Origin of the sequence: Flexivirga oryzae (genome assembly GCF_014190805.1) — a bacterium.
Taxonomy (GTDB): domain Bacteria; phylum Actinomycetota; class Actinomycetes; order Actinomycetales; family Dermatophilaceae; genus Flexivirga; species Flexivirga oryzae.
The window spans coordinates 947,244-971,983 of the sequence record NZ_JACHVQ010000001.1 but is presented as its reverse complement, the minus strand read 5'-3'; the positions used below and the strand labels follow the sequence as shown (position 1 = coordinate 971,983).

Sequence of the window (24,740 nt, the reverse complement as noted above, 5' to 3'; positions counted from 1 at the left end):
CTAGTGTTCCGTAAACAGAACGTTCTGCGAACGGAACACCATGCTCGACACCCTACCTGCCCAACGCTCCAGCACCAGCACGCCGGTCATCGCCGGGATCGTTTGTGCCCTGGTGGGATTCACCAGCTCCTTCGCAGTGGTCCTGACCGGCCTGCGTGCCGTGGGCGCGACCCCTGCCCAGGCCGGCTCCGGTCTGCTGGCCATCAGTCTGCTGCAGGGGGTCAGCGCGATCGTGCTGGCCCGGCGCTACCGCATCCCGATCACTCTGGCGTGGTCGACCCCGGGCGCCGCGCTGCTCGCGGGCGCCGGGGCGGTCAGCGGTGGCTGGGCGGCGGCAACCGGAGCGTTCGTGCTCACCGGCCTCCTCGTGATCGCCAGCGGTCTGTGGTCCGGGCTCGCCGACCTGATCTCCCGGATCCCCGGAACGATCGCACAGGCGATGCTGGCCGGCGTCCTCCTGCCGCTGTGCCTGGAGCCGGTGCACGCCGTCGCCATACATCCCTGGGACGTCCTGCCGGTCATCCTCGTCTGGCTGGTCCTGCTGCGGGTCAGCGCGCGATGGGCGGTGCCCGGTGCGTTCGTCGCGGCGGCCGTCGTCATCGCGATCGAACTCGCCCGCACCGGAACGACTTTCACCAGCAGCAGTCTCCTGCCCGTTGTCTCGCCCGTCGTGCCACAGCTGAGTCTGCAGGCCGCGCTCGGCATCGCGCTGCCGCTCTTCATCGTCACCATGGCGTCGCAGAACATCACCGGTGTCGCCGTGATGCGCAGTTTCGGCTACTCCGTGCCGTGGCGCCCGGTCATGCTCGTCACGGGCGCCGGCACCGTCATCGGAGCCCCGGCGGGTGGCCACGCCATCAACCTCGCGGCGATCAGCGCCGCGCTCGCCGCAGGCCCGGACGCCGGGCCGGACACCTCGCGGCGGTGGATCGCGGCAGTGAGCAGCGGAGCCGCCTACCTGGTGCTCGGACTGTCGTCGGCGGCGCTCGCCACGTTCGTGACCCTCGCGCCGTCCGGCGTGGTCGAGACCGTCGCGGGGCTCGCTCTCCTCGGCGCACTCGGCGGTGCCCTGAAAGGCGCCCTGGCCAGGACCGGCGCGGACGGTGCACGCCAGTCCGCCGAGACGACCGCTGCGGTCCTCACCCTCGTCGTCGCGGCCTCCGGGACGACCGTCGGCGGCATCGAGTCCGCCTTCTGGGCGCTGCTCATCGGCCTGGTCGCCCGCTGGTGGCTCCTGCGCGGCGTGTCCGCGGTCCGGGACGACACGCACTGAACCGACGCGCCCACTCGTAGTCTGGTGACCATGCTCGCCGCCTACGCCGCCCGAATCGACCGCACCGACCCCCTCGCAGCCCTCGAGGTCGGTGACCGACCCGACCCGGAGGTTCCGGACGGCTGGACCCGCGTCCAGCTGCGCGCCGCCGCGCTCAACCGGCACGACCTGTGGTCCCTGCGTGGCGTCGGGCTGCCCGAGGACCGCGTGCCGATGATCCTCGGGTGCGACGCCGCGGGAGTCACCGACGACGGGCAGGAGGTCATCCTGCACACCGTCATCCCGAGCCCGGGCTGGTCCGGCGACGAGACCCTCGATCCGCGTCGCACGCTGCTGTCGGAGCTGCACGACGGGACCTTCGCCGACCAGGTCGTGGTCCCGACGGTCAACCTGGTGCCCAAGCCGGAAGGAATGTCCTGGGAGGTCGCCGGATGCCTGTCGACGGCTTGGCTCACGGCATACCGGATGCTGTTCAGCAATGCCGACGTCTCCCCCGGTGACACCGTCCTGGTGCAGGGTGCCGGAGGCGGCGTCTCGACGGCGCTGATCCAGCTGGGTGCCGCGGCAGGGCTGCGGATGTGGGTGACCTCGCGCGACGAGTCCCGGGGTGCCCGGGCCGTCGAGCTCGGCGCGGAGCGGGCGTTCGCCAGCGGTGCCCGACTGCCGGAGCGGGTCGCGGCGGTGATGGAGTCGGTCGGCGCTGCGACGTGGAGCCACTCGGTCAACTCACTGAACCCCGGTGGCACGATCGTCATCTGCGGAGCCACCTCGGGCGACGCACCCGAGAAGGCGGAGCTGACCAAGATCTTCTTCAAGCAGCTGCGCGTCATCGGCTCGACCATGGGCTCGATCGCCGAGATGCGACGCCTCGTCAACTTCGTCGACCGTGAAGGCATTTCGCCGGTGATCGATCAGGCCATCCCCCTCGCGCAGGCGCGGGACGCGTTCACCCGCCTCGCCGAGGGCGAGAGTTTCGGCAAGATCGTGTTGACGATGGGCTGATCAGATCAGCCCGGAGTCGTGGTGGCGCTCGGCCTGCTCGCGGATCTCCGGCGTGACCGCGTCGTCGGGGACTCGCACCGTCATCTCCCACTTGTGGTGCACCGGGCAGCGCTGCAGACGCTTCGCGCCGAGCCGGATCGCCTTGAACGACGCCAGCGGCACCCACTTCGATTCGTAGTAGGCACCATGGGAACACTGCACGATCTTCCATTCGGCCATCGATCGATGCTAGCTGCTCCCCCGTTGCCCCGCGGCGTCGGCGAGCAGCTCCACGATCCGCACCCCTAGCTCGAGCCCGAGCGGGTGCTCGGTGCCGGCTGCGGCCGCTGCACCCAATTCGTCGGCTGCGGTTGCGAGCGCCTGCTGCGCGGTCGTGACGGCCGCCGGTGCCGCACTGACACCGGCTTCACCCCACACCCGCATACCCCAGGTGTATGCCGCCGGCGGTGCCCACAACGCCAGCGTGGCGGTGCTCACGGCGCCGGACTCGTGGGTGATCGTCAGGTGCACCGCGTCCCCGACGCCAGGCACCGCCACGACGGAGTCGACCGAGCCGAGTGCTGCGATCAGCGTCGCGAGCAGGTGCGGCCCGATGTCCCAGAGCGCTCCCTCCCGTTGCCGCCAGGGTGAGTCCTTGTAGGGGCTCTCCGGCCGCTGGTTGGCCACGACCCACTCGGTCCACGAACCGCGCCAGCTACCCGATGCCGCGAGTTCGCCGAGCCAGGAACGAGTCTCGGGCGTGTAGCGCGCGGTGAAGAAGACCACCGAGCGGGACCCGGTGCTGCGGGCGGCATCCCGCAGTTCCCGCGCGACGTCGAGGTCGAGCGCCACCGGTTTATCGAGCAGCAGGTGCTTGCCGGCACGCGCCGCCTCGATCGCCAGCGGGGCCTGCACGTCCGGCGGCACGGCATACGACACCGCATCGACGGCGTCCAGCAACGCGGCATGACTGGGGAACGCAGGCACGCCCAGGGACTTCGCCGCGGCCGCCGTCTTCGCCCCGTCACGCCCCCACACCCCGACCAGCTCATGGCTGGAGGCCCGTATGCCGGGGCCGTGCGTCTCGCGTGCCCAGTAACCTGTGCCGACCAGTCCGAATCGCATGCGCCCACCATCGCACGGCGGAGCCACCCGCGCGCCCGCCCACTCTCCACCGACAGGCTCACAAACACACCGAGAGGCCCAGCAAATCGCGGTATTTCACGGCGATCTTCTGAGCCTCTCGGCGTTGTCTGAGCCTCTCGGCGTTAGTCGCGGGACTTCTCGCGCATCTCGTAGGTGGCGATCAGGTCCCCGAGCTGCAGGTCGTTGAACGAGCCGAGGTTGATACCGCACTCGAAGCCCTCGCGGACCTCGGTGACGTCATCCTTGAAGCGCCGCAGACCGGCGACCTCGACGTTCTCGGACACGACCTTGCCGTCGCGGGTGATCCGCGCCTTCGAGCCGCGCTTGATCTCGCCGGACTTGACGATCGAACCGGCGATGTTGCCGAACTTGCTGGACCGGAAGATCTCGCGGATCTCCGCGGTGCCGAGCTCGACCTCCTCGAACTCCGGCTTGAGCATGCCCTTCAGCGCCTGCTCGATCTCCTCGATGGCCTGGTAGATCACCGAGTAGTAGCGGATCTCGACGCCCTCCTTGTCGGCATACTCGGCGTTCTGACCCTCGGCCCGCACGTTGAAGCCGATGATCACCGCGTCCGAGGCGACCGCAAGGTTGATGTTGTTCATCGTGATGGCACCGACGCCGCGGTCGATGATCCGCAGGTCGACGTCGTCGCCGACGTTGATCTGCAGCAGCGCGTCCTCGAGGGCCTCGACCGAACCGGACACGTCACCCTTGAGGATGAGGTTGAGGGTCTCGATCTTGCCGGCCTCGAGCTGCTGGTTGAGGTCCTCCAGGCTGATCCGCTTGCGGACCTTGGCCAGCGCGGCCTGCCGGTCGGCGGCCTCCCGCTTCTCGGCGATCTGACGGGCGGTCCGGTCGTCCGGCGCCACCACGAAGGTGTCACCCGCACGCGGCACCGACGCCAGACCCATGACCTGCACGGGACGCGACGGCAACGCCTCTTCGACGTTGTTGCCGTGCTCGTCGAGCATCGCGCGGACACGACCGTGGGCCGTGCCGGCGACGATGCCGTCACCGATACGCAGCGTGCCCTGCTGCACCAGCACCGTGGCCACCGCACCGCGACCGCGGTCCAGGTTGGCCTCGATCGCGACACCCTGGGCGTCACGGTCGGGGTTGGCGCGCAGATCCAGTGCGGCGTCGGCGGTGAGCAGCACCGCCTCCAACAGACCGTCGATGTTCTGGCCCTGCTTGGCCGAGACCTCGACGAACATCGTGTCGCCGCCGTACTCCTCGGCGATCAGGTTGTACTCGGTCAGCTGCTGACGCACCTTGTCCGGGTTGGCGCCCTCGACGTCGATCTTGTTGACCGCGACGACAATCGGCAGGTCGGCGGCCTGCGCGTGGTTGAGCGCCTCCACCGTCTGCGGCATCACGCCGTCATCGGCCGCGACGACCAGGATCGCGATGTCGGTGACCTTCGCACCACGAGCACGCATGGCGGTGAACGCCTCGTGACCCGGGGTGTCGATGAAGGTGATCGCGCGGTCGGATCCCTCGTGCTCGACGTGGACCTGGTAGGCACCGATGTGCTGGGTGATGCCACCGGCCTCGCCGGACTGCACGTCGGCGTGCCGGATCGCGTCCAGCAGGCGGGTCTTACCGTGATCGACGTGACCCATGACGGTCACGACCGGCGGCCGCGGCTGCAGGTCCTCCTCGTCCTCCTCCGCCTCGAGGTCGATGTTGAAGGAGTTGAACAGCTCCTTCTCCTCGTCCTCCGGGGAGACGATCTGGATGTCGTAGCCCAGCTCGGAACCGAGCAACTGGAAGGTGTCCTCGTCCAGCGACTGGGTGGCCGTGGCCATCTCGCCGAGGTGGAAGAGCACCGTCACCAGCGATGCCGGGTTGGCATCGATGCGGTCGGCGAAGTCGGTCAGCGACGCACCGCGCCGCATCCGCACGACGGTCGAACCGTCACCGCGCGGGACCTGCACGCCACCGATGGTGGGTGCTTGCATCTGCTCGAACTCTTGACGCTTCGCGCGCTTGGACTTGCGGCCGCGGACCTTTCCGCCGCCTCGTCCGAACGCACCCTGCGTGCCACCGCGACCACCCGGGCCACGGCCGCCGCCACCGGGGCGACCGCCGAACCCGCCGCGCGGACCGCCGCCACCAGCACCGCCGCCGGGGCCGCCACGACCACGTGCCGGGCGCTCACCGGGACGCACCGCGGCGCGATCCGGCATCATGCCCGGGTTGGGGCGTGGTGCGCCGGGACGCGGGGCAGCCGGGCGCGGGCCGCCGGGGCGCGGAGCACCCGGACGGGGGCCGCCGGCACCGGCGGCGTTGCCGCCCCGACCGGAGGCCGGACGCGGCATACCCTGGCTGGGCGCGAAGGGGTTGTTGCCCGGGCGCGCCGGTCCACCGGACCGCATGCCCTGGCTGGACGAGAACGGGTTGTTGCCCGGCCGGGGTGCGCCCGGACGCGGTGCACCGCCACGCTGCCCGCCGGAGCGTGCCGCACCACCCTGACCCGGACGCGGACCCGGCGCCGCAGGACGCGGGCCACTCCTGCGAGCGGCCGGCGCCGGTGCCGGTGCCGGTGCGGGTGTTGCCGGCTTGGCCGCGGGAGCCGGGGCCGGAGCGGGCGCCGGAGCAGCCTGCTTCGCAGCCGGTGCTTCCGGGGCGCTCGTCGGCTGGGGGGCCGCCTTCGGGCCGGGCTTGGGCGCGGTCCGGCCGACCGGCGCCTTCGGTCCCGGCGCTGGTGCCGGGGTCGTCGTCGTGGAACTGGACTTCTGGGCGGTGGGCGGCGTCGGTGCCGCCTTCTTCGCCGTTGCCCTGGAATCCGTCGACCCACCGCCGGCCTTCGCGCCGGCGGGAGGGTTCTCCTTGATCTTGCGCACTACCGGAGCCTCGATGGTCGAGCTCGCCGTCTTGACGAACTCGCCCTGCTCCTTCAGGTAGGCAAGCAGATCCTTGCTTGGCATTCCGAGCTCTTTCGCGAGCTCGTGAACCCGAACCTTAGCCACACTTCTCCTTGTCGGAATTTGCGGCGGTCCGGGTCCGCGCCGGCCAGGTGGCCGGGCAGCACGAAACCGCCAGTTATGGGTGCTTCATCGCTGAGTACTCATCGGGTGCTCATCAGCGTCAAAACCCGCCTTCGGTCGTTTGCTTCCGGCAGGAACGTCGCCGCTCCTGCCACAGTTCACTCGTCATACCGGTGTATGCCGCGTGTCATCGCTGCTCGATCCAGTCCCGCAACCGCGTGAGATCCACCTTGTGGGTGATCCGCAACGCGCGCGGAAAGGCTCGCCGCTGGTCTGCCAGGTCAAGGCAGTCCGGTCGGGGATGCAGCCAGGCCCCTCGGCCCGGCAGCCGACCGCGCTCATCGGGGACGAGCCCCGCAACATCGTCGTGCGCCGCGTCATTCCCCGCGAGTGCGACCACCCGCAGCAATGCTGATCGTTCGTCGCGAGCCCGGCAGCCCACACAGGTCCGCAACCCGGCGTGCCGGGTCGTGGAGACGGATGGATTGCGGCGGCCTCGCGTGCGACCGCTCATCACCAGCCTACCGCAGTCAGTCGGCCGTCTCGGAATCGCCGGGTGCGACGGTGTCCGGGCGGATGTCGATGCGCCACCCGGTCAGCTTCGCCGCGAGCCGGGCGTTCTGCCCCTCCTTGCCGATCGCCAGGCTCAACTGGAAGTCGGGCACGATGACGCGCGCGGACCGCGCGCGGTCGTCGACGATCTCCACCGATTCGACCCGGGAGGGCGACAACGCCGCGGCGATGAACTGCGCCGGGTCGTCGGAGAAGTCCACGATGTCGATCTTCTCGCCGCGCAACTCGGTCATGACCGCACGCACGCGCGAGCCCATCGGGCCGATGCAGGCGCCCTTGGCGTTGACACCCTGGTGCTTGGCGTGCACCGCGATCTTGCTGCGATGACCCGCCTCACGGGCCAGCGCGGAGATCTCCACGGTGCCGTCGGCGATCTCGGGGACCTCCAGGGCGAACAGCTTGCGGACCAGGTTGGGGTGCTTGCGCGACAGCATGATCTGCGGGCCCTTGGGGCCGCGCTTCACGCTCACGACATACGAACGCAGCCGCTCGCCGTGCACGTAACGCTCCCCCGGCACCTGTTCGGCCGACGGCAGCAGTCCCTCCACGGTGCCGAAGTCGACGTGCACGTTGTGCGGGTCGCTGGATTGTTGGATGACCCCGGCGACGACGTCTCCCTCGCGGCCCCGGAAGTCGCCCAGGATCGCCTCGTCCTCGACGTCGCGCATGCGCTGCACGATGACCTGCCGTGCGGTCGCCGCCGCGACCCGGCCGAAATCGGTGGGCGTGTCGTCGAACTCGGGACCCGGCTCGCCACGGTTGCCCTCCTCGTCGACGGGCGCCTCCTCGCGCGCCCACACCACCACGTGCCCCGTCTTGCGGTCGAGTTCGACACGCGCGGTGCGGTAGGTGCCGTCCTCCCGGTGGTATGCCGTCAGCAGCGCCTGCTCGATGGCGGGCACGATCACGTCCATCGGGATGTCCCGCTCGCGCTCCAGCGCCCGCAACGCGGCCATGTCGATGTCCATCAGTGGTCGTCTCCTTCTGAATCGCTGCTGCGGTTGAACTCGACCTGCACGGCGCCGCGCAGGCCCTCGTCATACAGATAGGACTGCTCGGTCGTGGCGCCCTTCGCGCCGGTGACGGTGATCGTGAAGCCCGTCTCGTCGGCGCGGGTGATGCGACCGGTGACCGGTGCCTGCTCGGGCGCGGTCACCTCGACCAGCCGCCCGACATTGCGCCGGAAGTGGCGGGGCAGGGTCAGCGGGCGGTCGGTGCCGGGTGAACTCACCTCCAGCACGTAGGGCTGCTCCCCCATGGCATCCGTCTCGTCGAGCCGGTCACTGATCACGCGGGTGATGTCCGCGACCTGGTCGAGATCGAGTGGGGGTATGACGTCCGTCGGCTCGCCGCCGTCCGGCAGCACGCGGTCGACGAGCACCCGCACCAGGCGACGCTTGCCCGCCGGCATCACGGTGAGGTCCTCCAGAACGAGATCCAGCGGGGCGAGCACCTCGGCGAGGTCCGCGGCGATGCGCTCGGTGCGGGCGGACTGGTTCGCGGTCATTCTTCGCCTGCTCCTGCTGTTCTCGAGTGGGAGGTCTCACCATACCCGGAGGTAGCTGGCCCCAGGAATTTCGCGGCCCCGCCGTGCGAGGATGGCGACCATGTCCCGCCCCGAGCAGCACGCGCGCCCGCCGCGGCGCGCCGTGCTGGCGGTCGCGCTCACGGGTTCGGTCCTCGGGCTGACCGGTTGCGGCATACGACTCGAGAAGGACGCGCCGAAGATCCCAGGCATCAAGACCCAGGCTCCGCCCGCCGATCAGGCGGTGCTGCGCAAGGTGCTGACCGACGTCTCCGCGGCGATCATGTGCGCGCACTACGACGATGCGAGCTGGGCGCCGCGCCTGGGGACGATGCACAAGAAGCAGCGCACCCGCCTGACGAAGGTGATGGCGACGCAAGGTATGACGCCGGCCCCACGACGCCGGACCGGCACGGGCAGCGGCATCGTCTCGGACACCGAACCGATGCCACTCGCGACGTTCGAGCAGCAGACCGCCACGGACATCGGCTCACTCGCAGGCCTGACGGCCCGCAACCTGCCGATGGCCGCCGCGATCGGCGTGACCCACGGTGCGGCGGCGCAACTGCTGGGCAGGCCCGCGAAGCCGGCCGGCGGGACGGTGCCGAGTCCGGCCGCAGTACCCACCGCGATCCTGCCGGCCCTGCAGGCGGCGATCTACGCCTTCGAGGTCATCGTCGCCAAGACCCCGCTCGACTCCCGGAAGAGGGCCCAGGCAACGCTGACCGCCTTGCGCCCGACGCGGGCCGCGTGGGAGGCCGCCCTGGGCGCCGACGCACCCGCCCAGCCGGACGGCTACACCCTGCCGGTGCAGCCGACGAGCGACGCCAGGCGCACGAAGCTCGCGCACCTGGTGCTCGGTGACCTGGTCGACGCCTGCGCCGGGCAGGTCGCGGCGACGCGCGGCGACCGGGGCTCGTTCATCGGACTGACCGACCTGTGGGTGACCGCCACCGCGCAGCTGTGGCGGTGGGATACGACCCCGAGACCGTTCCCGGGCCTGCAGTGACTGATCTGCACGACTTCGCAACGGCCGTCCCGACCGATTTCCGGGAGTGGGTGCAGGGGCGCCCGGCCGAGCCGGAACTCAGCGGCGACGACTGGCTCGCCCGGTTGCCGCACTGGACCGCCGAGTGTGCCGACGCGTGGGATCTGCGGGCCGACGGCCCGGTCTGGCACGGGGTCTGCGCGGTCGTCATACCGTGCCACCGCGCCGGCGAGCCGGTGGTGCTGAAGATCTCCTGGCCGCACGAGGAGGCGCGCCTGGAGCACCTCGCGCTGCAGCACTGGGCGGGTCGCGGCGCGGTCCGGTTGCTCGCGGCCGACCCGTCGCACTGGGCCATGCTGCTCGAGCCGTTGCAGCACGACCGCAACCTGAACGACGTGAACCTGCTGGAGGCGTGCGAGGTGATCGGCGGCCTCATGCGCCGCCTCGACCGTCCCGCCACACCGCAGTTCACCCGACTCAGCGACGAGATCGACCGGTGGATCCCCTTATGCCGCAACGGATCACCGCTCGTGCCACGGCGACTCACCGAGCAGGCAGCGAGCACCCTGGAGGGGTTGCGCGACGGCTGCGACGGGCGGCTGGTCCACCAGGACCTGCACTTCGAGAACGTGCTGGCCGGCGAGCGCGAGCCGTGGCTGGCGATCGATCCGAAGCCGCTCTCGGGTGAGTGGGCCTTCGCGGTCGCGCCGCTGCTGTGGAACCGCTGGACCGAGGCGACGCGCGCAGACAACCTGCGCGCGCACCTGCGACTGCGGCTCGGCGTTGTCGCCGAGGCGGCCGGTATCGACGAGGACCGAGCCCTCGCCTGGAGCCTCGTGCGGCTGGTGACCAACGCCCTGTGGGAGGCGCAGGAGCCGCACCCGGGTCAGACCGAGCTGTCCCAGTGGATCACCGTCGCCAAAGCTATGACCGAGTGATCACTTCGTGTACTTGGCGAGGATCTTGTCCCAGCTGTTCTTGGTCTGCAGCAGGTTGCCGTAGTCGGCGCTGCCGGCCTTGACTTCCTTGCCGTTGATGAGGACCGTCGGCGTCGAGGTGACGCCGTCCTTGCCCGCGTTGTCGGCCGTCGCCTTGACGTACTTGCCGTACGTGCGCTTGTCGACGCAGGTGTTGAACTTCGTCAGCTTGGCGCCGGTGATCCCGGCCTGCTTGCCGAACTTCTTGATGTTGGCGATGGTGTAGCCGACGCCCTCCTGGGGCTGCCCGGCGAAGTTCGCCTTGTGGTACTCGGCACCCTTGCCCTCGTCCGCGGCGCAGTAGAGCCCGTTCGCCGCGATCGTCGAGGACGGTGCGTTGTTGTTGTTCTGCTCCAGGAACGTCACCAGGTGCCAGACCAGCTTGATCTTGCCGGACTTGGCGTCGGCGAGGATCTTCGTGCCGTTGGCGTCCTCCAGCTCCTTACAGATCGGGCACTGGAAGTCCTCGTAGATGTCCACCGTCGGCGCGTTCGACTTCAGCTTCACCGACGGGTAGGCGCGCAGGCCCTTCGCGTCGCTGGTGCCGCCGGTGGGCACCGGCCCGGAGTAGGAACCCGACTTGTTCGCCTGGGTCACGAAGACCGCGACCACCACGATCACGACGATGACGGCCGCGATGATGCCACCGATCAGTCCCCTCGAGGGTCCGTCCTTCGGTTTGGTGGCCGCGAGTCTTTGCGATGCGTCAGGGCGTGGCATGAAGTCACCTTAACTGGATAGTTGCGTTTGCAATGACCGTGGGTGTCAGCCCCAGAGCGCGCGGTCGGCGCTGAGCCTGGTGCGTGGCCAGACGACCAGCCAGGCGGCACAGAGCAGCAGCCCCACGTCACGCAGGATGTCCCACTTGTATGCCGCCGTGGTCGGCAGCTTTCCGCTGTTGCCGAAGCAGCCGCACTGGATGACGATCCCGCGCGCCCACACCGAGCTGATGCCGATGATGAAGGCGATCATCAGCAGTCCGCCGAGGACCGCCGTCATCCGGGTCATCAGGCCGGCGATGAGCAGCAGCCCGAAGATGATCTCGACGAACGGCATCACCGCCCCCCAGATGTTCGCCAGGTCGTACGGCAGGATGCGGAACGCCCGGGTGTCCATCTGGGTCACCTCGAGCTGCCGCGCCTTGAGGATCCCGGCCACCAGGTAGGTCACGCCGAGGATGAGGCGGGCTGCCAGGCCGATCCACTCCATCGCCGGGTGCTGCTGCCAGGGGACGCGTGTCGCCACGCCGGGGGACGCCGAGTCGATCTGCTCTGCCACGCCCGACAGGGTAAACGACTAGTCTGTCGGCGCCGCGCCCGTTGTGGGGTGAATCCGTCCGGGAACCCCGGAGGGCTTGTTCCGGCATACGCGCGCTCCGACCACCCGAAAGGTCCGCACACACTCATGGCATCACCGACCGGCCGCGAGAAGCTCGCCGCCCTGCAGGCTCAGCAGGCCCGGGCCGCCCGCCAGAAGAAGCTGCTCGCCATCACCTCGGGCGCCGTCGTCATCGTGCTCGCCGCCGTCGCGATCTTCTTCATCGTCGGCCAGAAGAAGGCCGACTCGGACAACAAGAAGGCCGTCTCCGCCGCGAGCGACGCGGCATACATCGACGCCCTGCTGACCATCCCGACGACGACGTATGACGCGGTGGGCCACGGCTCCGCGAGCACCGCGCCGAAGGCGATCAACGGGGCCGCCCTCACCAAGGCCGGCAAACCCGAGGTGCTCTACATGGGTGCGGAGTTCTGCCCGTACTGCGGCATGGAGCGCTGGGCGCTCACCGCCGCGTTGTCCCGCTTCGGCACCTTCACCGGCCTGAAGTCCGCCGTGTCGACCGCGAACGACAACCCGGCCAACATCCCCACCCTGACCTACCTGCACGCGAAATACACCAGCAAGTACCTCACCTTCACCACCTACGAGATGGCCGACCGCGCCGGCAACAAACTGCAGACCCCGGACAAGGCGTCCACGGCGCTGTTCAGCAAGTACGACAGCGGCGGCTCGATTCCGTTCATCGACTACGGCAACAAGGCCGTCTCCGTGGGCGCGACCTTCCAGGGCGCGAGCTACATGCAGAACGTGTCGGGGGCCGACGTCGCGGCCAAGCTGAAGGACCCCACCTCCACCGAGGCGAAGGGGATCCTCGGCGCCGCCAATGTCATCACCGCGCACCTGTGCGACCTGACGAAGGGGAAGCCGGCCGCCGTGTGCGCCTCGAAGGGTGTCATCCAGGCGGCCTCGGGGGTCTGACGTATGCCCCTGCAACTACGGCATCCGCGCTGGCTGGCTCCCACCACGCTCGTGTTGAGCGTCCTGGGGCTGGCCGATGCGGCCTACCTGACCTTCGAGCACTACAGCGGGTCGACCTCGCTCGCCTGCTCCGACAGCGGTGCGATCGACTGCGCCAAGGTGACGACCAGCCAGTGGTCGTCGATCGCCGGGGTGCCGGTGGCGCTGCTGGGTCTGCTCTTCTTCGTCGGTATGACGGCCCTGTGCCTGCCTCCGGTATGGCGCCGGACGACGTCCACGCTGGACGCGATCCGCATCGGCGCGGCCGGCGTCGGACTCCTGATGGTCTTCTACCTGCTGTGGGCGGAATTCCTGAAGATCCACGCGATCTGCTTGTGGTGCACCGGTGTTCACGTCATCACGTTCGTACTGTTCTTCACGCTGCTGTTCGGGCAGATCCTGCGTGTGCCGGCCGATGACCTGTCAGTCGCCGACCCAGCCGCGGACGACGCGCAGCACGTCGAGTAGCTCCTGGGCGACCGCGTCGGGCTGCGCCTCGGTGGCGACGACCTGCGCCTCCGGGAGCACCGAGTGCGGGATCCAGATCGCGCGCATACCCACCTGCTGCGGACCGTGCACGTCCTCGAAGAGCCGGTCCCCGACATACACACAGTCGGCCGGCTCGGCACCGACCGCCGTGGCGGCCGCCAGGAACGCCTCCGCGTGCGGCTTGGTCCAGGCGATCTCACTGGAGTAGACGTCGCCGTCGATCAGGTCGAGCACACCGTCGCGGTCGAAGAGACCGCGGTGGTAGTCGCGGTCCCAGATCGTGTTGGACAGGACGCCGACACGGATCCCGCTGTCGCGCAAGCCTTTCCACAGTCGCTCGACCTGCGGGTCGGTGTGCGTGTGCGGCGCCCAGTAGTCGCGGTATGCCGCCAGGCCGGCCCGGTGCCGCTCACTTGCGACATCGACCCCGACCGCGGCCAGGATGTCCTCCAGCCGGGCGCTCGTGTGCTGCTCACGGGACGTTGCCCAGGCGGTCCCGGTCGCGTCGAGCAGGCGCGCCGCCAGCGCCGGCTCGCCGTACGCGGCGGCATACGACATCGCCTCGGCATCGAAGTCGATGTCGTGCCAGGGCGTCAGCGTGCCGCCCCAGTCGAAGATGACGGCTTCGACGCGGCTCACAGGGTTGCCGGCTCCTCGGTGATCTCGCGGGTGACCTCGGCGACGACCTCCGCGAGCGCGACGTCCCGCCGTTCCCCGGAGCGGCGGTCCTTCAGCTCGACCTTGCCGTCCGCGAGACCCTTGCCGACGACGAGGATCGTGGGGACGCCGATGAGTTCGGAGTCCTTGAACTTCACACCGGGTGACACCTTGCGGCGGTCGTCGAAGAGCACCTCGACCCCGGCGGCCTCGAGTTCGCGGACGATCTCCTCGGCCTTGACGAACACCGCTTCGTCCTTGCCGGTCGCGACGACGTGAACGTCGGCGGGCGCCACGTTGCGGGGCCAGATCAGGCCCAGGTCGTCCAGGTTGTCCTCGGCGATCGCACCGACCGCGCGGGTGACGCCGACCCCGTAGGAGCCCATGGTGACGGTGACCCGCTTGCCGTTCTCGTCGAGCACCTTCAGGCCGAGCGCCTCGGCGTACTTCGTGCCCAACTGGAAGATGTGGCCCATCTCGATGCCGCGCGCCAGCTTCAGCGTGCCGTGGCCGGTCGGCGACGCGTCGCCCTCACGGATCTCGGCGGCCTGGATCGTGCCGTCGGCGGTGAAGTCACGGCCGTGGACCAGGTCGATGACGTGGTGGCCGTGCTTGTCGGCACCCGTGACCCACGCGGAGCCGACCGCGACGGACGGGTCGAGCAGGTAGCGGATGCCGCTGGCCTTCTCCTCCCCCAGCACTCCGGGGCCGATGTAACCCTTGCTCAGCGTCGGGTTCGCCGCGAAGTCCTTCTCCTCGAACGCATCCACCTCGGCGGGTGCGACCTTGACCTCCAGCCGCTTGGCGTCGACCTCGCGGTCGCCGGGCAGTCCGATGGCGAGCGGTTCGCGCGTGCCGTCGGGGTGCACCAGCATCACAATGACGTTCTTGAGGGTGTCGGCAGCGGTCCACTCGCGGCCGTCGTCGCGCGGGTGGTCCTTGTTGAGCGCAGCCACCAAGGTGTCGATGGTCGGTGTGTCGGGCGTCGGCTCGACGTGCGCGGGACCGGCCGTCACCTCGACCTCGGGCGCCTGCGGGACCTCGACGGCCTCCACGTTGGCGGCATACCCGCTGTCGTCGCGCACGAAGGTGTCCTCGCCGTGCGGGCTGACCGCAAGGAACTCCTCGGAGGCCGAGCCGCCCATCGCGCCGGAGTCGGCCTTGACGATGACGTATTCGAAGCCGAGCCGGTTGAACATCCGGATGTAGGCCTCACGGTGCGCGTCATACGCCTTCTGCAGCCCGGCGGCGTCGATGTCGAAGGAGTAGGAGTCCTTCATGATGAACTCGCGGCCGCGCAGGATCCCGGCGCGCGGGCGAGCCTCGTCGCGGTACTTGTTCTGGATCTGGAAGAGCGCGAGCGGCAGGTCTTTGTATGACGAGTACATGTCCTTGACCGTCAGACAGAACATCTCCTCGTGTGTCGGGCCGAGGAGCATGTCGGCGTCCTTGCGGTCCTTGAGCCGGAAGAGCAGGTCGCCGTACTCGTCCCAGCGGCCTGTCGCGTCGTAGGGCTCGCGGGGCAGCAGAGCGGGGAACTTCACCTCCTGGCTGCCGATCCGCTGCATCTCCTCACGGACGATGTTCTCGACCTTGGCCAGCACCTGCATACCGAGCGGCAGCCAGGTGTAGATGCCCGGAGCGACGCGGCGGATGTAGCCGGCGCGGACCAGCAGTTTGTGGCCCGGCAGCTCCGCATCGGCCGGGTCCTCGCGCAGGGTCCGCAGGAACAGGGTCGACATACGCAGTGCCACGGGGGCTCCTTCAGATGCTTCGGATGAGTTTCTTGGCAGACACCGCAGGATATCCGGCGTCACCTGCCGCTGCCGAACGCATCGGCTGCCGACGCGGTCGCGATAACTGACAGGAAGCTGGGAGTTCGACAACGGGACAATGAACAGACCGCGACGCTCGCTGAACATCGTTCGAACACAGACATTTTCAACACATTCACTTTCTATGGTGGCCGAGTGCCATCACGGAGGAAGGGGCTGCTGGCTGCGGCCGGGGTTGCGCTGCTGGGGTTGACGGGATGCGGATCGGGCCACTTGGACCCCACCGACCGGGCCCGGCCGGTCGCGTCCCCGGAGGTGCAGGCGTCCCGCAGCCACTGCGGCAGCGGCTGGGACCGCGCCACCGCCGGCACGGTGCGGCTTCGGGTCCGCAACACCGACGTCAACGCCGAGGAGGTGTACGTCGCGGACGAGGCCGGGAAGCTGTACGGCGAGCTCGACCCGCTCGGCCCCGGCACGACCGCCGTGCTGACCGCATCGCTGTCGGCCGGCCACTATCACCTGGTCTGCTCGGTGAACGACGGTGACCCGGTGCGCGGGCCGGCGGTGACGGTGACCGGCAGGGCAACCGGCGCACCCGGCGTTCTTCCGGTGACGTCCGTCGACCTGACGCCTCGCGTCATCGCCTATCAGCGGCAGGTGCGCAAACGCCTGGGCGTGCTGCAGGGAGAGGCCCGCACTCTGACGGCGGCGCTGCGGCGCGGCGACCGGACGGCGGCGCGGGCAGCGTGGCGTACCGCGAACCGCACGTGGAACACCATGGGCGGCGCGTATGCGGCGTTCGGTGACCTCGGCGACGCGATCGCCGGCACCGCATTCCCCTTCCCGCACGGCGTGCACGATCCGCGCTGGACCGGGCTGCTCCGCATCGAGTACGGCCTGTGGCACGGGGAGGCGCCGACGTCGCTGCGCCCCCTCGGCAGCCGACTCGAACGGGACCTGAGCTCGCTCGGCACCGAGCTGGACACCACCCAGTTCGACCCCCTCGACATCGTCAATCGCACCCACGAGATCACCGAGGACACCCTTCAGCAGACGCTGACCGGGCACGACGACTACGGCGCCCACGTCGAACTCGCCGACGCCCTCGCACAACTGGACGGCACGACAGAACTGCTGAACCTGCTGCGACCGCTCGTCGCACCGCGCTACCCCGGCCTGTCGACGGTCACCTCGTGGATCGCCAAGTCGCGCAGCGACATACAAAGCCAGCACGGTTGGACCGTGACACCGCAAGGAGGTGCCGCGTCTGCCGGACACCGGCTCGTCGACGCCGACGTCGCGCAACTCGCCGAGCTGCTCACCCCCATCCCGACCATGCTCGAACCGAGGGTTGCCGTCACCTCGCGGACCCCACACTCGGCTCGCCCCTCAGCGACTTCGGGAGGCACGCACCATGGCTGACCTCAACCGCCGCACCATGCTGCGTGCCGGCGCGCTCACCGGCGGTGTGGGAGCCCTCGCTGTCACCAGCGCGACCGCCGCCGTGGCGACCACCTCGGCTGCGAGCCGATCGGCGCGGTCCACTCGTGGCGACGGCAACCCGTCACGCCCGTTGCGCCCCTTCCACGGCGCGCACCAGAGCGGCATCCTCGGCGACCCGGTCGCGGCAGCGACCATCGTCGCTTTCGACCTGACCCTCGCCGGCAAGCAGGCTCTGACGCGGCTCCTGCAGACCCTCACGACGACGCTGCGGTCGCTTGCCGCGGGCGGCCTGGCACCGTCGCCCGGGATCGCCGACACCGCTGGGACCGGGCTCCTCGGCCCGAGCGCACCCGCCCGTTCACTCGAATCGGTCGTGGCCCTGGGTCCGGCAGTCTTCACCGACGCCTTCGGTCTGGCGGCTGCCAGGCCGCGGCGACTGCGGGCGATGGACACCTTCCCGAACGACCAGCTCGACCCGGCATGGTGCGGCGGTGACGTCCTGATCACCCTCCAGGGTCATGACCGGGACATCGTGACGAACGCACTGCGGGAAGTATGCCGAGCCACCCGCGGGTCGATGCAAATCCGTTGGAAACAGGATGGTTTCACCTCTCCCCCACGCCCGACGGGTCACCCGCGCAACCTCCTGGGCTTCAAGGACGGCATCGCGGGTCCGGACCCGGCGAACGACAGTCAGCTGGAGTCGCTGGTGTGGGCCGGCGACGGCGAGCCGTCCTGGGCAGCCGGCGGCAGCTACTACGTCATACGCCGCATCCGGATGCTCGTCGAATTCTGGGACCGCGTGTCGACCTCCGAGCAGGAGCGGATGTTCGGTCGCCGCAAGGGCTCGGGGGCCCCGCTCACCGGTGGCGCCGAGCACACCGCACCCGACTACACCAATGACCCGAACGGCAGCGCCATACCGCTGGACAGCCACATCCGGCTCGCAAACCCACGCACGACGAAAACCGCTTCGTCACAGTTCCTTCGGCGTTCCTACTCGTATGACGCGGGCGTCGACTCCGTCGGCAACCTGGACATGGGCCTGATGTTCGGCGGGTTCAACGCGGACCTCGACCGGCAGTTCGTCACCGTGCAGAAGCGGCTCGCCGACGAGCCGCTCGTGGACTACATCACGCCGGTCGGGGGCGGCTACTTCTTCGCGCTCCCCGGCGTGCGCGATCCCAAGGATTTCTACGGGAGCGCCCTGCTCGCGTAGCACACCCTGCATCACCCCACCCTGGAAGGAAACGACAGTGCAGAAGAAGTCCGCACTCCTCGCCGCAGCGTCGGCCGGCGCCGTGCTGCTCGCGGCAGGCACGACCGTCGCCATGCAGACGACGGCGAACGCCGCGAGCCCTTCACACCCGAGACCGGGGGCTCACACCCGCACCACGACACCGATCAAGCACGTCGTCGTGCTCTTCGACGAGAATGTGTCCTTCGACCACTACTTCGGCACGTACCCGAACGCCACCAACACCGATGGCACGAAGTTCAGGGCGGCCCGCCACACACCGCGGGCGAACACCGAGCAGAACGTCGGACTGATCCGCTCGAACCCCAATCTCTACAAGCCGTTCCGGCTCTCGTCGGATCAGGCGGTGACCTGCGATCAGAACCACTCGTACCTGCCGGAGCAGAAGGCCGTGAACAACGGCAAGAACGACCAGGTGGTCCAGAACACCAGCGTCGACACCTGCACCGGCGAGTTCGGCGCACCGGGACTCGCAATGGGCTACTACGACGGCAACACGGTCACTGCCATGTGGAACTACGCGCAGCACTACGCGATGAGCGACAACATGTACGACTCCACCTACGGCCCGTCCACGCCCGGCGCCCTGAATCTCGTGGCCGGTCAGACGTATGGCGTCCGTGCGGTCAACTCGACGACCGGCGCTCCGACAACGGACAGCTATGTCGTGTCGGGTGCGAACGCGCAGGGGGTCGGCACGGTCACCAACGACCCCGACCCGGCATACGACGACTGCTCCGACACGAACCACACATCGACCAACAACCTCGGCGTGATGTCCGGCAAGAACATCGGTGACGAGCTGAACTCCGCTGGTATCAGCTGGGGTTGGTTCCAAGGTGGGTTCGCGCCGAGCACGGCGTACCACGGTGCGGGTACCTTCGCCCAGTGCAAGACCACGCACGCGAACCTCGCCGGCAGCAGCTCGGTCGACTACAGCCCGCACCACAACCCGTTCGCCTACTACAAGTCGACGTCGAACCCGCACCACCTGGCACCCACGTCACTCGCCGAGGTCGGCCACAACGGCCGGGCGAACCACCAGTACGACCTGAGCTGGTTCAACAAGAGCCTGACGAGCGGCGCCCTCCCGGCGGTGTCCTTCGTGAAAGCGGCGGAGTACCAGGACGGGCACGCGGGCTACTCGGACCCCACCGACGAGCAGGACTTCCTGGTCAAGGAGATCAACGCGATCGAGAAGTCCCCAGAGTGGAAGAGCACCGCGATCGTTGTCACGTATGACGATTCAGACGGCTGGTACGACCACCAGAGCTCTGCGGTGCTGACCGGGGCGAAGGACACCTCCCTCAACGAGCCGATGTGCACCACGGTCAGGGAACCGGTCACTCGCAGCGGCGCACAGGACGACCGGTGTGGACCCGGTCCCCGCCTGCCGTTCCTGGTGATCTCGCCCTACTCGAAGGTGAACGCGGTTGGTCACCAGCAACTGGAGCAGGCGTCGGTCATCAAGTTCGTCGAGCAGAACTGGAAGCTGCCCCAACTCGGTCACGGATCGTTCGACGCACGCGCGAAGTCGTTCGCGTCGCTCCTGTCGTTCCATCGGCCGGAGGCGTCGACCGTGCTGCTGCGCCAGGACGGTTCGGTGGCCAGCGTCACCCCGCCGGTCAGGCAGCACGGCCGCTGAGCCGAGCAACCGTTACCCGCCGGCCGGACTCGCGCGGCGCACGATCGCCGCCGTGTCGAGACCGGCGGGCAGCGTGCCGAACACGCCGGCGTGCCGGCCGAGCACCCGCGAGGCCAGGAACGCGTCGGCGACGGCGCCGGGTGAGTGCCGGACCAGCAAGCTCGCCTGGAGCAGCACCGCCATCCGTGCGGCGAGCCAGCGGGCGACATACTCGGCGTCGGACGGATCGAACAGGTTGGCAATGGCTTTCAGCACCTCGGTGACACCGTCGTGCAACTCCGGGAGACCTGCTGACTCGACCTCGTCACGCCACGCCTCGACGCCCTCGGGCTGCTTCTGCAGCACCCGCAGCACGTCCAGTGCGTTGACGTTGCCGCTGCCCTCCCACACGGAGTTGAGCGGCGACTCGCGGAACAGCAGGGGCAGGCCCGAGTCCTCGACATAGCCGTTGCCGCCGAGCACCTCCAGTGCCTCGGCGATGTGGAACGGCGTGCGCTTGCACACCCAGAACTTCGCCAGCGGGAGCCCGATCCGCCGCAGGGCACGCTGTGCCGGATCGTCCGGTGACTCGACCGCACGGGCCAGGCGCAGCCCCAGAGCGGTGGCCGCTTCCGACTCGATTGCAAGGTCTGCCAGCACGTTTCGCATCGCCGGTTTGTCGACCAGCAGCCCGCCGAACGCGCTGCGGTGCTGCGCGTGCCAGATCGCCTCGGCGAGGCTGCGCCGCATCAGCGCCGAGGAGCCCAGGACGCAGTCCAACCGGGTTGCCGCGACCATCTCGATGATCGTCCGGACGCCGGCTCCCTCGTCACCGAGCCGCTCGGCGTGGGCGTCCACGAACTCCAGTTCGCTGGACGCGTTGGAGCGATTGCCCAGCTTGTCCTTCAGCCGCACGATGCGCAGGCCGTTGCGGGTGCCGTCCGGCAGCACACGCGGCACGACGAAACAACTCAGCCCCCCGGGTGCCTGCGCGAGCACCAGGAAGATGTCGTTCATCGGCGCCGAGGTGAACCACTTGTGCCCGGAGAGCCGGTAACTGCCGTCCGGACCCGGCACGGCAACCGTCACGTTGGTACGCACGTCGGAGCCGCCCTGCTTCTCGGTCATCCCCATGCCGGCCAGCAACCCGTGCTTCCCCGGAAGCGGCCGGAGCCCGAAATCATAGGTCGTGGAGGCTAATCCGGGCGTCAGCTGCTCCGCCAGGGTCGCCTCCGCGCGCAGGGCGGGCACGGCGGCATACGTCATGGTCATCGGGCAGCCGTGGCCCGGCTCGACCGCGCTCCACGCGATGTATGCCGCGGCGCGGCGCACGTGCGGCATGGATTCCGACGAGGTCCACGGCGCACCGGTGAGGCCGAAGCCGACGCCGCGCTGGAGCATCCAGTGCCAGCTGGGGTGGAACTCGACCTCGTCGATCCGGGTGCCGAAGCGGTCGACCGGGTGGAACACCGGCTCGTGCCGGTTGGCGAGCATGCCGTGTTCGCGTGCCTCCGCCGAGCCGGCGCACTCCCCCAGCTCTCGCAGCGAGTCGATGACGGTCTCGGCGGCATCCCCCGCCTGGGCCCGTACGGCGGTGAGCAGCGCCGCGTCACCTTCGACCGTGTTGTGCCCCACCAACGGGGGTGGTTGATTGTCCGGGACACGTGCGAAGGGATCGGCCAGTTCCGTCATGCCCTCGATAATTGCACCGCACCCGGCAAGCCGCAGCGGCTACCGTCGACCCATGCCCGCACGCCTCGACTTCGACGACTACATCAGCGCCTTACGGACCGCGGCCGCCCGGCTGAGCGACGAGACCGCCGGCCCGCCGGACGACCGGCCGGTCCCGACCTGCCCCGACTGGACCACCCGCGACCTGCTCGCCCACACCGGCATGGTGCATCGCTGGGCCGCCGGCATCGTGCGCGGTGAACTCAACTCCGGCAACAGCGAGGAGGCGACCACCCGCTTCGAGGCCGCCGGACGGGCGGCCGACGATGCCGGTGCCTGGTTGCTGACCGGCGCCACGGATCTCGCGGACGAGCTCACCGCGGCGCCGGACGACCTGCAGCGCTTCTTCTTCCTGAACGACGCCCCGCCGCCCAAACTCGCGTGGGCCCGCCGGCAGTGCCACGAGACCACCATCCACGCGGTCGACGGACTGAGCGCGAGGCTCGGCAGGATGCCGACCGCCGCCGAGGCGGACCTGGACGCGCAGGTGGCAGTCGACGGGATCGACGAACTGCTGCGGGGTTTCGCGACCCGCAGGTCGGAGAAACTGATCCTCGAATCGCCACTGACCGTCGTCATCGAGACCGCGGACACCGGGTGTTCGTGGACGCTGGTGCTGTCCGACGGACCGGCAACCTGCGACGAAGGTGTCACGTCACAGCACCCCGACGCACGGCTCTCCGGAACGGCAGCCCAGGTCTACCTCGGGTTGTGGAACCGCGGCGACGAGCTGGCACAGGACGGCGTCGACGCGCTCGCGCTCTGGCGCGACAAGATGCACGTCGAGTGGGGCTGATCCCGTGGACGCAGATCAGGAACCCGCCTGGCCGAAGCTGCCGCTGCCCTGGGCGACCGACGACCTGGTTCGCGGCCCGCGCCGCTGGTGGGACGGCCCGCTCGACGTCGAAGGGTTGTCGGTCGCCGCTGTCGCCGCTGCGGCTTCTGCCGCGAATTCGCTTGCTGCTGCACGCGGTTCGTCCTGGCGATCGTTCGTCGCCAGCGGGTTGGTCGGGGCGTCGTTCGGGTCGATCGGGCGGCTGCGCATCAATGACGAACCGGTTGACGAGTGGGGTGCCGTCTCCGGTTTCTACCCGACCCGGGACGGCTGGATCCGCCTGCACGGCAACTACCCGCATCACGCACAGGTCATCAAGGACACCCTGCAGGCAGCGGACCGATCAGCAATTGCCGCGGCCACGACGCAGTGGGACGCCAGCACACTGGAGGCGACGCTGCGCTCGGCGGGTGGCATCGCAGGTGCCCTGCGCACCCCCGAGGTATGGCGCGCCCATCCGCACCACCGTGCCGCGATCGCCGACCGGCCACTCGTCGCAGTCGACCCACCGACCGGGACGGGTCGGCCACTGGGAACCTCGACATCATTGCCATTGCACGGTTTTCGCGTGCTCGACCTGACGCGCGTGATCGCCGGACCGACCGCCGCACGGTTCCTCGGCGCGCTCGGTGCGGACGTGCTGCGCATCGACAACCCGGCACGCCCGGAGCTGCTCGACCAGCACCTGGACACCGGTTTCGCCAAGCGGACGGCGCAGCTCGACCTCACCGACGGGCAGCAGCTGCGGATCGCGCAGCAGCTCGCCGCGACGGCGGACGTCATACTCACCGGTTATCGGCCCGGTGCGCTGGCGCGGTTCGGGCTCGACCGGCCGACCCTGCTCGCCGAACACCCGCACCTGGTGCTGGTCGAGTTGTCCGCCTGGGGTGACTCGGGTCCGTGGGGCGCCGAGCGCGGCTTCGACAGCATCGTCCAGTCGGTCAGCGGCATCGCGACGACCTACGCCGCCGCGGACGGCGCTCCCGGTGCGCTGCCGGTGCAGGCGCTCGACCACGCCACCGGTTATCTGATGGCAGCGGCGGCGATGCGGCTGCTGGCCCGCCGACCGCAGGAGGGCGGCGCGAGCGCCCGGCTCGCGCTGGCACGGACGGCTGACTGGCTGCTGCAGCACCCGGCACCGGCGCTGGAGGCTACACCGGGATTCGACGGTCCGGAGTGTCCGCTGTGGCTGGCCTCGGCCACGTCACCGTACGGGAACCTCGAGTACGTCCGTCCGCCGATCTTCGCCGACGGCGTGCCCCTCGACTTCCCGTCGGCGCCACGGCGGTACGGGCAGGATCCGCCGGGTTGGTGGATCTCCGACTGATCCCGGCTAGAGGATCACCGTTGCGAACTTCCCCACCTGGCGGAAACCCGCGGCGCGGTAGGTGCGCAGTGCGGGCTCGTTGTAGGAGTTGACGTAGAGCGTCACCGTCGGCGCGACCGTCTCGATGATCTGCTGGACCACCGACCGCATCGCCGGGGTCGCCAGGCCCTGACCGCGGCGGTCCGGCGCGACCCAGACGCCCTGCAGCTGCGCAACACCGGCCGCGAGGGACCCGATATCGGCCTTGAAGATCACCCGGTGGTCCTCGGTGACCACGAAGGTGTGCCCGGCGCTGATCAGCGACGTGACCATCCGCCGGTAGTCCCGGTCGGAGCCGACGAACGGTGGGTAGCCGATCTCCTCGGTGAACATCGACGCCGACGCGGGGAGCACCTGATCGACCTCGTCGAGTCGCGCTCTGCGGACCCGGTGATCGATCGCGCCGGACCCCGCCGCCGGCACGCTCGACACGGCCATCATGGGCTGGTCACGACGCACCGACCGCGCGTCACCCCAGTGACGTTCCAGCCGGGCCCACAGGCCCAGCACTTGGTCGGCGTCGCCGAAGATCGACGAGCAGCGGCGCCGCTTGCGCCTAAGCCGGGTTGCGAAGGAGTCCAGTGCGGCATCGTCCGCACCGATCGGGACGACGTTGGCGGACGTCCAACACATCGACCGCAACCGGTGACCGTCGTCCACGCCGAGCAGCGCACCGGCGAACGCCGGCCCGCCCTCCAGCAGGCGCGCGGCAACGAAGACGTTGGCCAGCGGATCGACCGCGCACAGGTCCAACGCCGCGGAGAAGTCGCCCGGACCGAGGGACCGTGCGCCGCTGAGCGTCCTAAGCACG

At 69.5% G+C, this 24,740-nt stretch carries 23 protein-coding genes; 11 read left to right on the top strand and 12 right to left on the bottom strand.

The window, feature by feature from the left end; all coding sequences use genetic code 11:
* Window positions 1-40: 40 nt before the first annotated feature.
* Entirely contained in the window at window positions 41-1,273 is a 1,233-nt protein-coding gene (locus tag FHU39_RS04420) for a benzoate/H(+) symporter BenE family transporter (RefSeq protein ID WP_183319241.1), read from the top strand.
* Window positions 1,274-1,303: 30 nt separating this feature from the next.
* The gene (locus FHU39_RS04415; RefSeq protein ID WP_183319240.1) at window positions 1,304-2,275 is read left to right on the top strand and encodes a zinc-binding dehydrogenase; all 972 of its coding nucleotides are present in this window, start codon (window positions 1,304-1,306) and stop codon (window positions 2,273-2,275) included.
* Here FHU39_RS04415 and FHU39_RS04410 read toward each other — a convergent pair whose 3' ends face one another.
* From FHU39_RS04410 to rimP, 6 genes are all read right to left on the bottom strand, one after another.
* On the bottom strand, window positions 2,276-2,494 hold the full coding sequence (locus FHU39_RS04410; protein WP_183319239.1) for a hypothetical protein: 219 nt from the start codon (window positions 2,492-2,494) through the stop codon (window positions 2,276-2,278).
* A 9-nt stretch (window positions 2,495-2,503) separates the two neighbouring features.
* The gene (locus tag FHU39_RS04405; RefSeq protein ID WP_183319238.1) at window positions 2,504-3,379 is read right to left on the bottom strand and encodes a Gfo/Idh/MocA family protein; all 876 of its coding nucleotides are present in this window, start codon (window positions 3,377-3,379) and stop codon (window positions 2,504-2,506) included.
* A gap of 143 nt (window positions 3,380-3,522) precedes the next feature.
* Complete coding sequence (infB, locus tag FHU39_RS04400) at window positions 3,523-6,375, bottom strand: translation initiation factor IF-2 (RefSeq protein ID WP_183319237.1); 2,853 nt, start codon at window positions 6,373-6,375, stop codon at window positions 3,523-3,525.
* 205 nt (window positions 6,376-6,580) lie between these two features.
* Window positions 6,581-6,907: a YlxR family protein gene (locus tag FHU39_RS04395; protein ID WP_183319236.1), complete on the bottom strand. Its 327-nt coding sequence runs from the start codon at window positions 6,905-6,907 to the stop codon at window positions 6,581-6,583.
* A gap of 16 nt (window positions 6,908-6,923) precedes the next feature.
* Window positions 6,924-7,934, bottom strand: coding sequence for a transcription termination factor NusA (gene nusA, locus FHU39_RS04390; RefSeq protein WP_183319235.1), 1,011 nt, complete (start codon window positions 7,932-7,934; stop codon window positions 6,924-6,926).
* A complete protein-coding gene (gene rimP, locus FHU39_RS04385; RefSeq protein WP_183319234.1) occupies window positions 7,934-8,473 on the bottom strand; it encodes a ribosome maturation factor RimP in 540 nt (179 codons plus the stop codon). Before rimP ends, nusA begins: the two co-directional genes overlap by 1 nt.
* 100 nt (window positions 8,474-8,573) lie before the next feature.
* On the opposite strand from rimP, the gene FHU39_RS04380 reads away from it, so the two are divergent.
* Together FHU39_RS04380 and FHU39_RS04375 are read left to right on the top strand one after the other, a co-directional pair.
* Complete coding sequence (locus FHU39_RS04380) at window positions 8,574-9,500, top strand: DUF4439 domain-containing protein (protein ID WP_183319233.1); 927 nt, start codon at window positions 8,574-8,576, stop codon at window positions 9,498-9,500.
* On the top strand, window positions 9,497-10,417 hold the full coding sequence (locus FHU39_RS04375) for an aminoglycoside phosphotransferase family protein (RefSeq protein ID WP_183319232.1): 921 nt from the start codon (window positions 9,497-9,499) through the stop codon (window positions 10,415-10,417). Before FHU39_RS04380 ends, FHU39_RS04375 begins: the two co-directional genes overlap by 4 nt.
* Here FHU39_RS04375 and FHU39_RS04370 read toward each other — a convergent pair whose 3' ends face one another.
* Together FHU39_RS04370 and FHU39_RS04365 are read right to left on the bottom strand one after the other, a co-directional pair.
* The gene (locus FHU39_RS04370) at window positions 10,418-11,176 is read right to left on the bottom strand and encodes a DsbA family protein (protein ID WP_183319231.1); all 759 of its coding nucleotides are present in this window, start codon (window positions 11,174-11,176) and stop codon (window positions 10,418-10,420) included. It abuts the gene before it with no gap.
* 45 nt (window positions 11,177-11,221) lie between these two features.
* The gene (locus FHU39_RS04365) at window positions 11,222-11,734 is read right to left on the bottom strand and encodes a MauE/DoxX family redox-associated membrane protein (RefSeq protein WP_221185124.1); all 513 of its coding nucleotides are present in this window, start codon (window positions 11,732-11,734) and stop codon (window positions 11,222-11,224) included.
* A 126-nt stretch (window positions 11,735-11,860) separates the two neighbouring features.
* Between FHU39_RS04365 and FHU39_RS04360 the strand changes: the two genes are divergently transcribed.
* Together FHU39_RS04360 and FHU39_RS04355 are read left to right on the top strand one after the other, a co-directional pair.
* Window positions 11,861-12,712 (top strand): DUF929 family protein, encoded by an 852-nt coding sequence (locus FHU39_RS04360; RefSeq protein ID WP_183319230.1) that lies wholly within the window; start codon window positions 11,861-11,863, stop codon window positions 12,710-12,712.
* 3 nt (window positions 12,713-12,715) lie between these two features.
* Window positions 12,716-13,219: a vitamin K epoxide reductase family protein gene (locus tag FHU39_RS04355; RefSeq protein WP_183319229.1), complete on the top strand. Its 504-nt coding sequence runs from the start codon at window positions 12,716-12,718 to the stop codon at window positions 13,217-13,219.
* On the opposite strand, the gene FHU39_RS04350 is transcribed toward FHU39_RS04355, so the two are convergent.
* Together FHU39_RS04350 and FHU39_RS04345 are read right to left on the bottom strand one after the other, a co-directional pair.
* Window positions 13,175-13,879: an HAD family hydrolase gene (locus FHU39_RS04350; RefSeq protein ID WP_343065738.1), complete on the bottom strand. Its 705-nt coding sequence runs from the start codon at window positions 13,877-13,879 to the stop codon at window positions 13,175-13,177. The genes FHU39_RS04355 and FHU39_RS04350 overlap by 45 nt on opposite strands.
* Window positions 13,876-15,651, bottom strand: a complete 1,776-nt coding sequence (locus tag FHU39_RS04345) for a proline--tRNA ligase (RefSeq protein WP_183319228.1) — start codon at window positions 15,649-15,651, stop codon at window positions 13,876-13,878. Before FHU39_RS04345 ends, FHU39_RS04350 begins: the two co-directional genes overlap by 4 nt.
* A gap of 216 nt (window positions 15,652-15,867) precedes the next feature.
* Between FHU39_RS04345 and FHU39_RS04340 the strand changes: the two genes are divergently transcribed.
* The 3 genes from FHU39_RS04340 to FHU39_RS04330 are packed head-to-tail and all read left to right on the top strand — an operon-like array spanning window position 15,868 to window position 20,018.
* Window positions 15,868-17,094 (top strand): imelysin family protein, encoded by a 1,227-nt coding sequence (locus FHU39_RS04340; RefSeq protein WP_183319227.1) that lies wholly within the window; start codon window positions 15,868-15,870, stop codon window positions 17,092-17,094.
* The gene (locus tag FHU39_RS04335) at window positions 17,087-18,334 is read left to right on the top strand and encodes a Dyp-type peroxidase (RefSeq protein ID WP_183319226.1); all 1,248 of its coding nucleotides are present in this window, start codon (window positions 17,087-17,089) and stop codon (window positions 18,332-18,334) included. Before FHU39_RS04340 ends, FHU39_RS04335 begins: the two co-directional genes overlap by 8 nt.
* Window positions 18,335-18,371: 37 nt before the next feature.
* A complete protein-coding gene (locus FHU39_RS04330; protein WP_343065737.1) occupies window positions 18,372-20,018 on the top strand; it encodes a phospholipase C in 1,647 nt (548 codons plus the stop codon).
* A 12-nt stretch (window positions 20,019-20,030) separates the two neighbouring features.
* Here FHU39_RS04330 and FHU39_RS04325 read toward each other — a convergent pair whose 3' ends face one another.
* Window positions 20,031-21,689: an acyl-CoA dehydrogenase family protein gene (locus FHU39_RS04325; RefSeq protein WP_183319225.1), complete on the bottom strand. Its 1,659-nt coding sequence runs from the start codon at window positions 21,687-21,689 to the stop codon at window positions 20,031-20,033.
* 52 nt (window positions 21,690-21,741) lie between these two features.
* Here FHU39_RS04325 and FHU39_RS04320 point away from each other — a divergent pair, with 52 nt between their 5' ends.
* Both FHU39_RS04320 and FHU39_RS04315 read left to right on the top strand, forming a co-directional pair.
* The gene (locus FHU39_RS04320; protein ID WP_183319224.1) at window positions 21,742-22,524 is read left to right on the top strand and encodes a maleylpyruvate isomerase family mycothiol-dependent enzyme; all 783 of its coding nucleotides are present in this window, start codon (window positions 21,742-21,744) and stop codon (window positions 22,522-22,524) included.
* 4 nt (window positions 22,525-22,528) lie between these two features.
* Entirely contained in the window at window positions 22,529-23,890 is a 1,362-nt protein-coding gene (locus FHU39_RS04315; protein ID WP_343065736.1) for a CoA transferase, read from the top strand.
* Between the two features lie 6 nt (window positions 23,891-23,896).
* Here the strand turns inward: FHU39_RS04315 and FHU39_RS04310 are convergent, their stop codons facing one another.
* Window positions 23,897-24,739 (bottom strand): GNAT family N-acetyltransferase, encoded by an 843-nt coding sequence (locus tag FHU39_RS04310; RefSeq protein WP_183319223.1) that lies wholly within the window; start codon window positions 24,737-24,739, stop codon window positions 23,897-23,899.
* Window position 24,740: the final 1 nt, after the last annotated feature.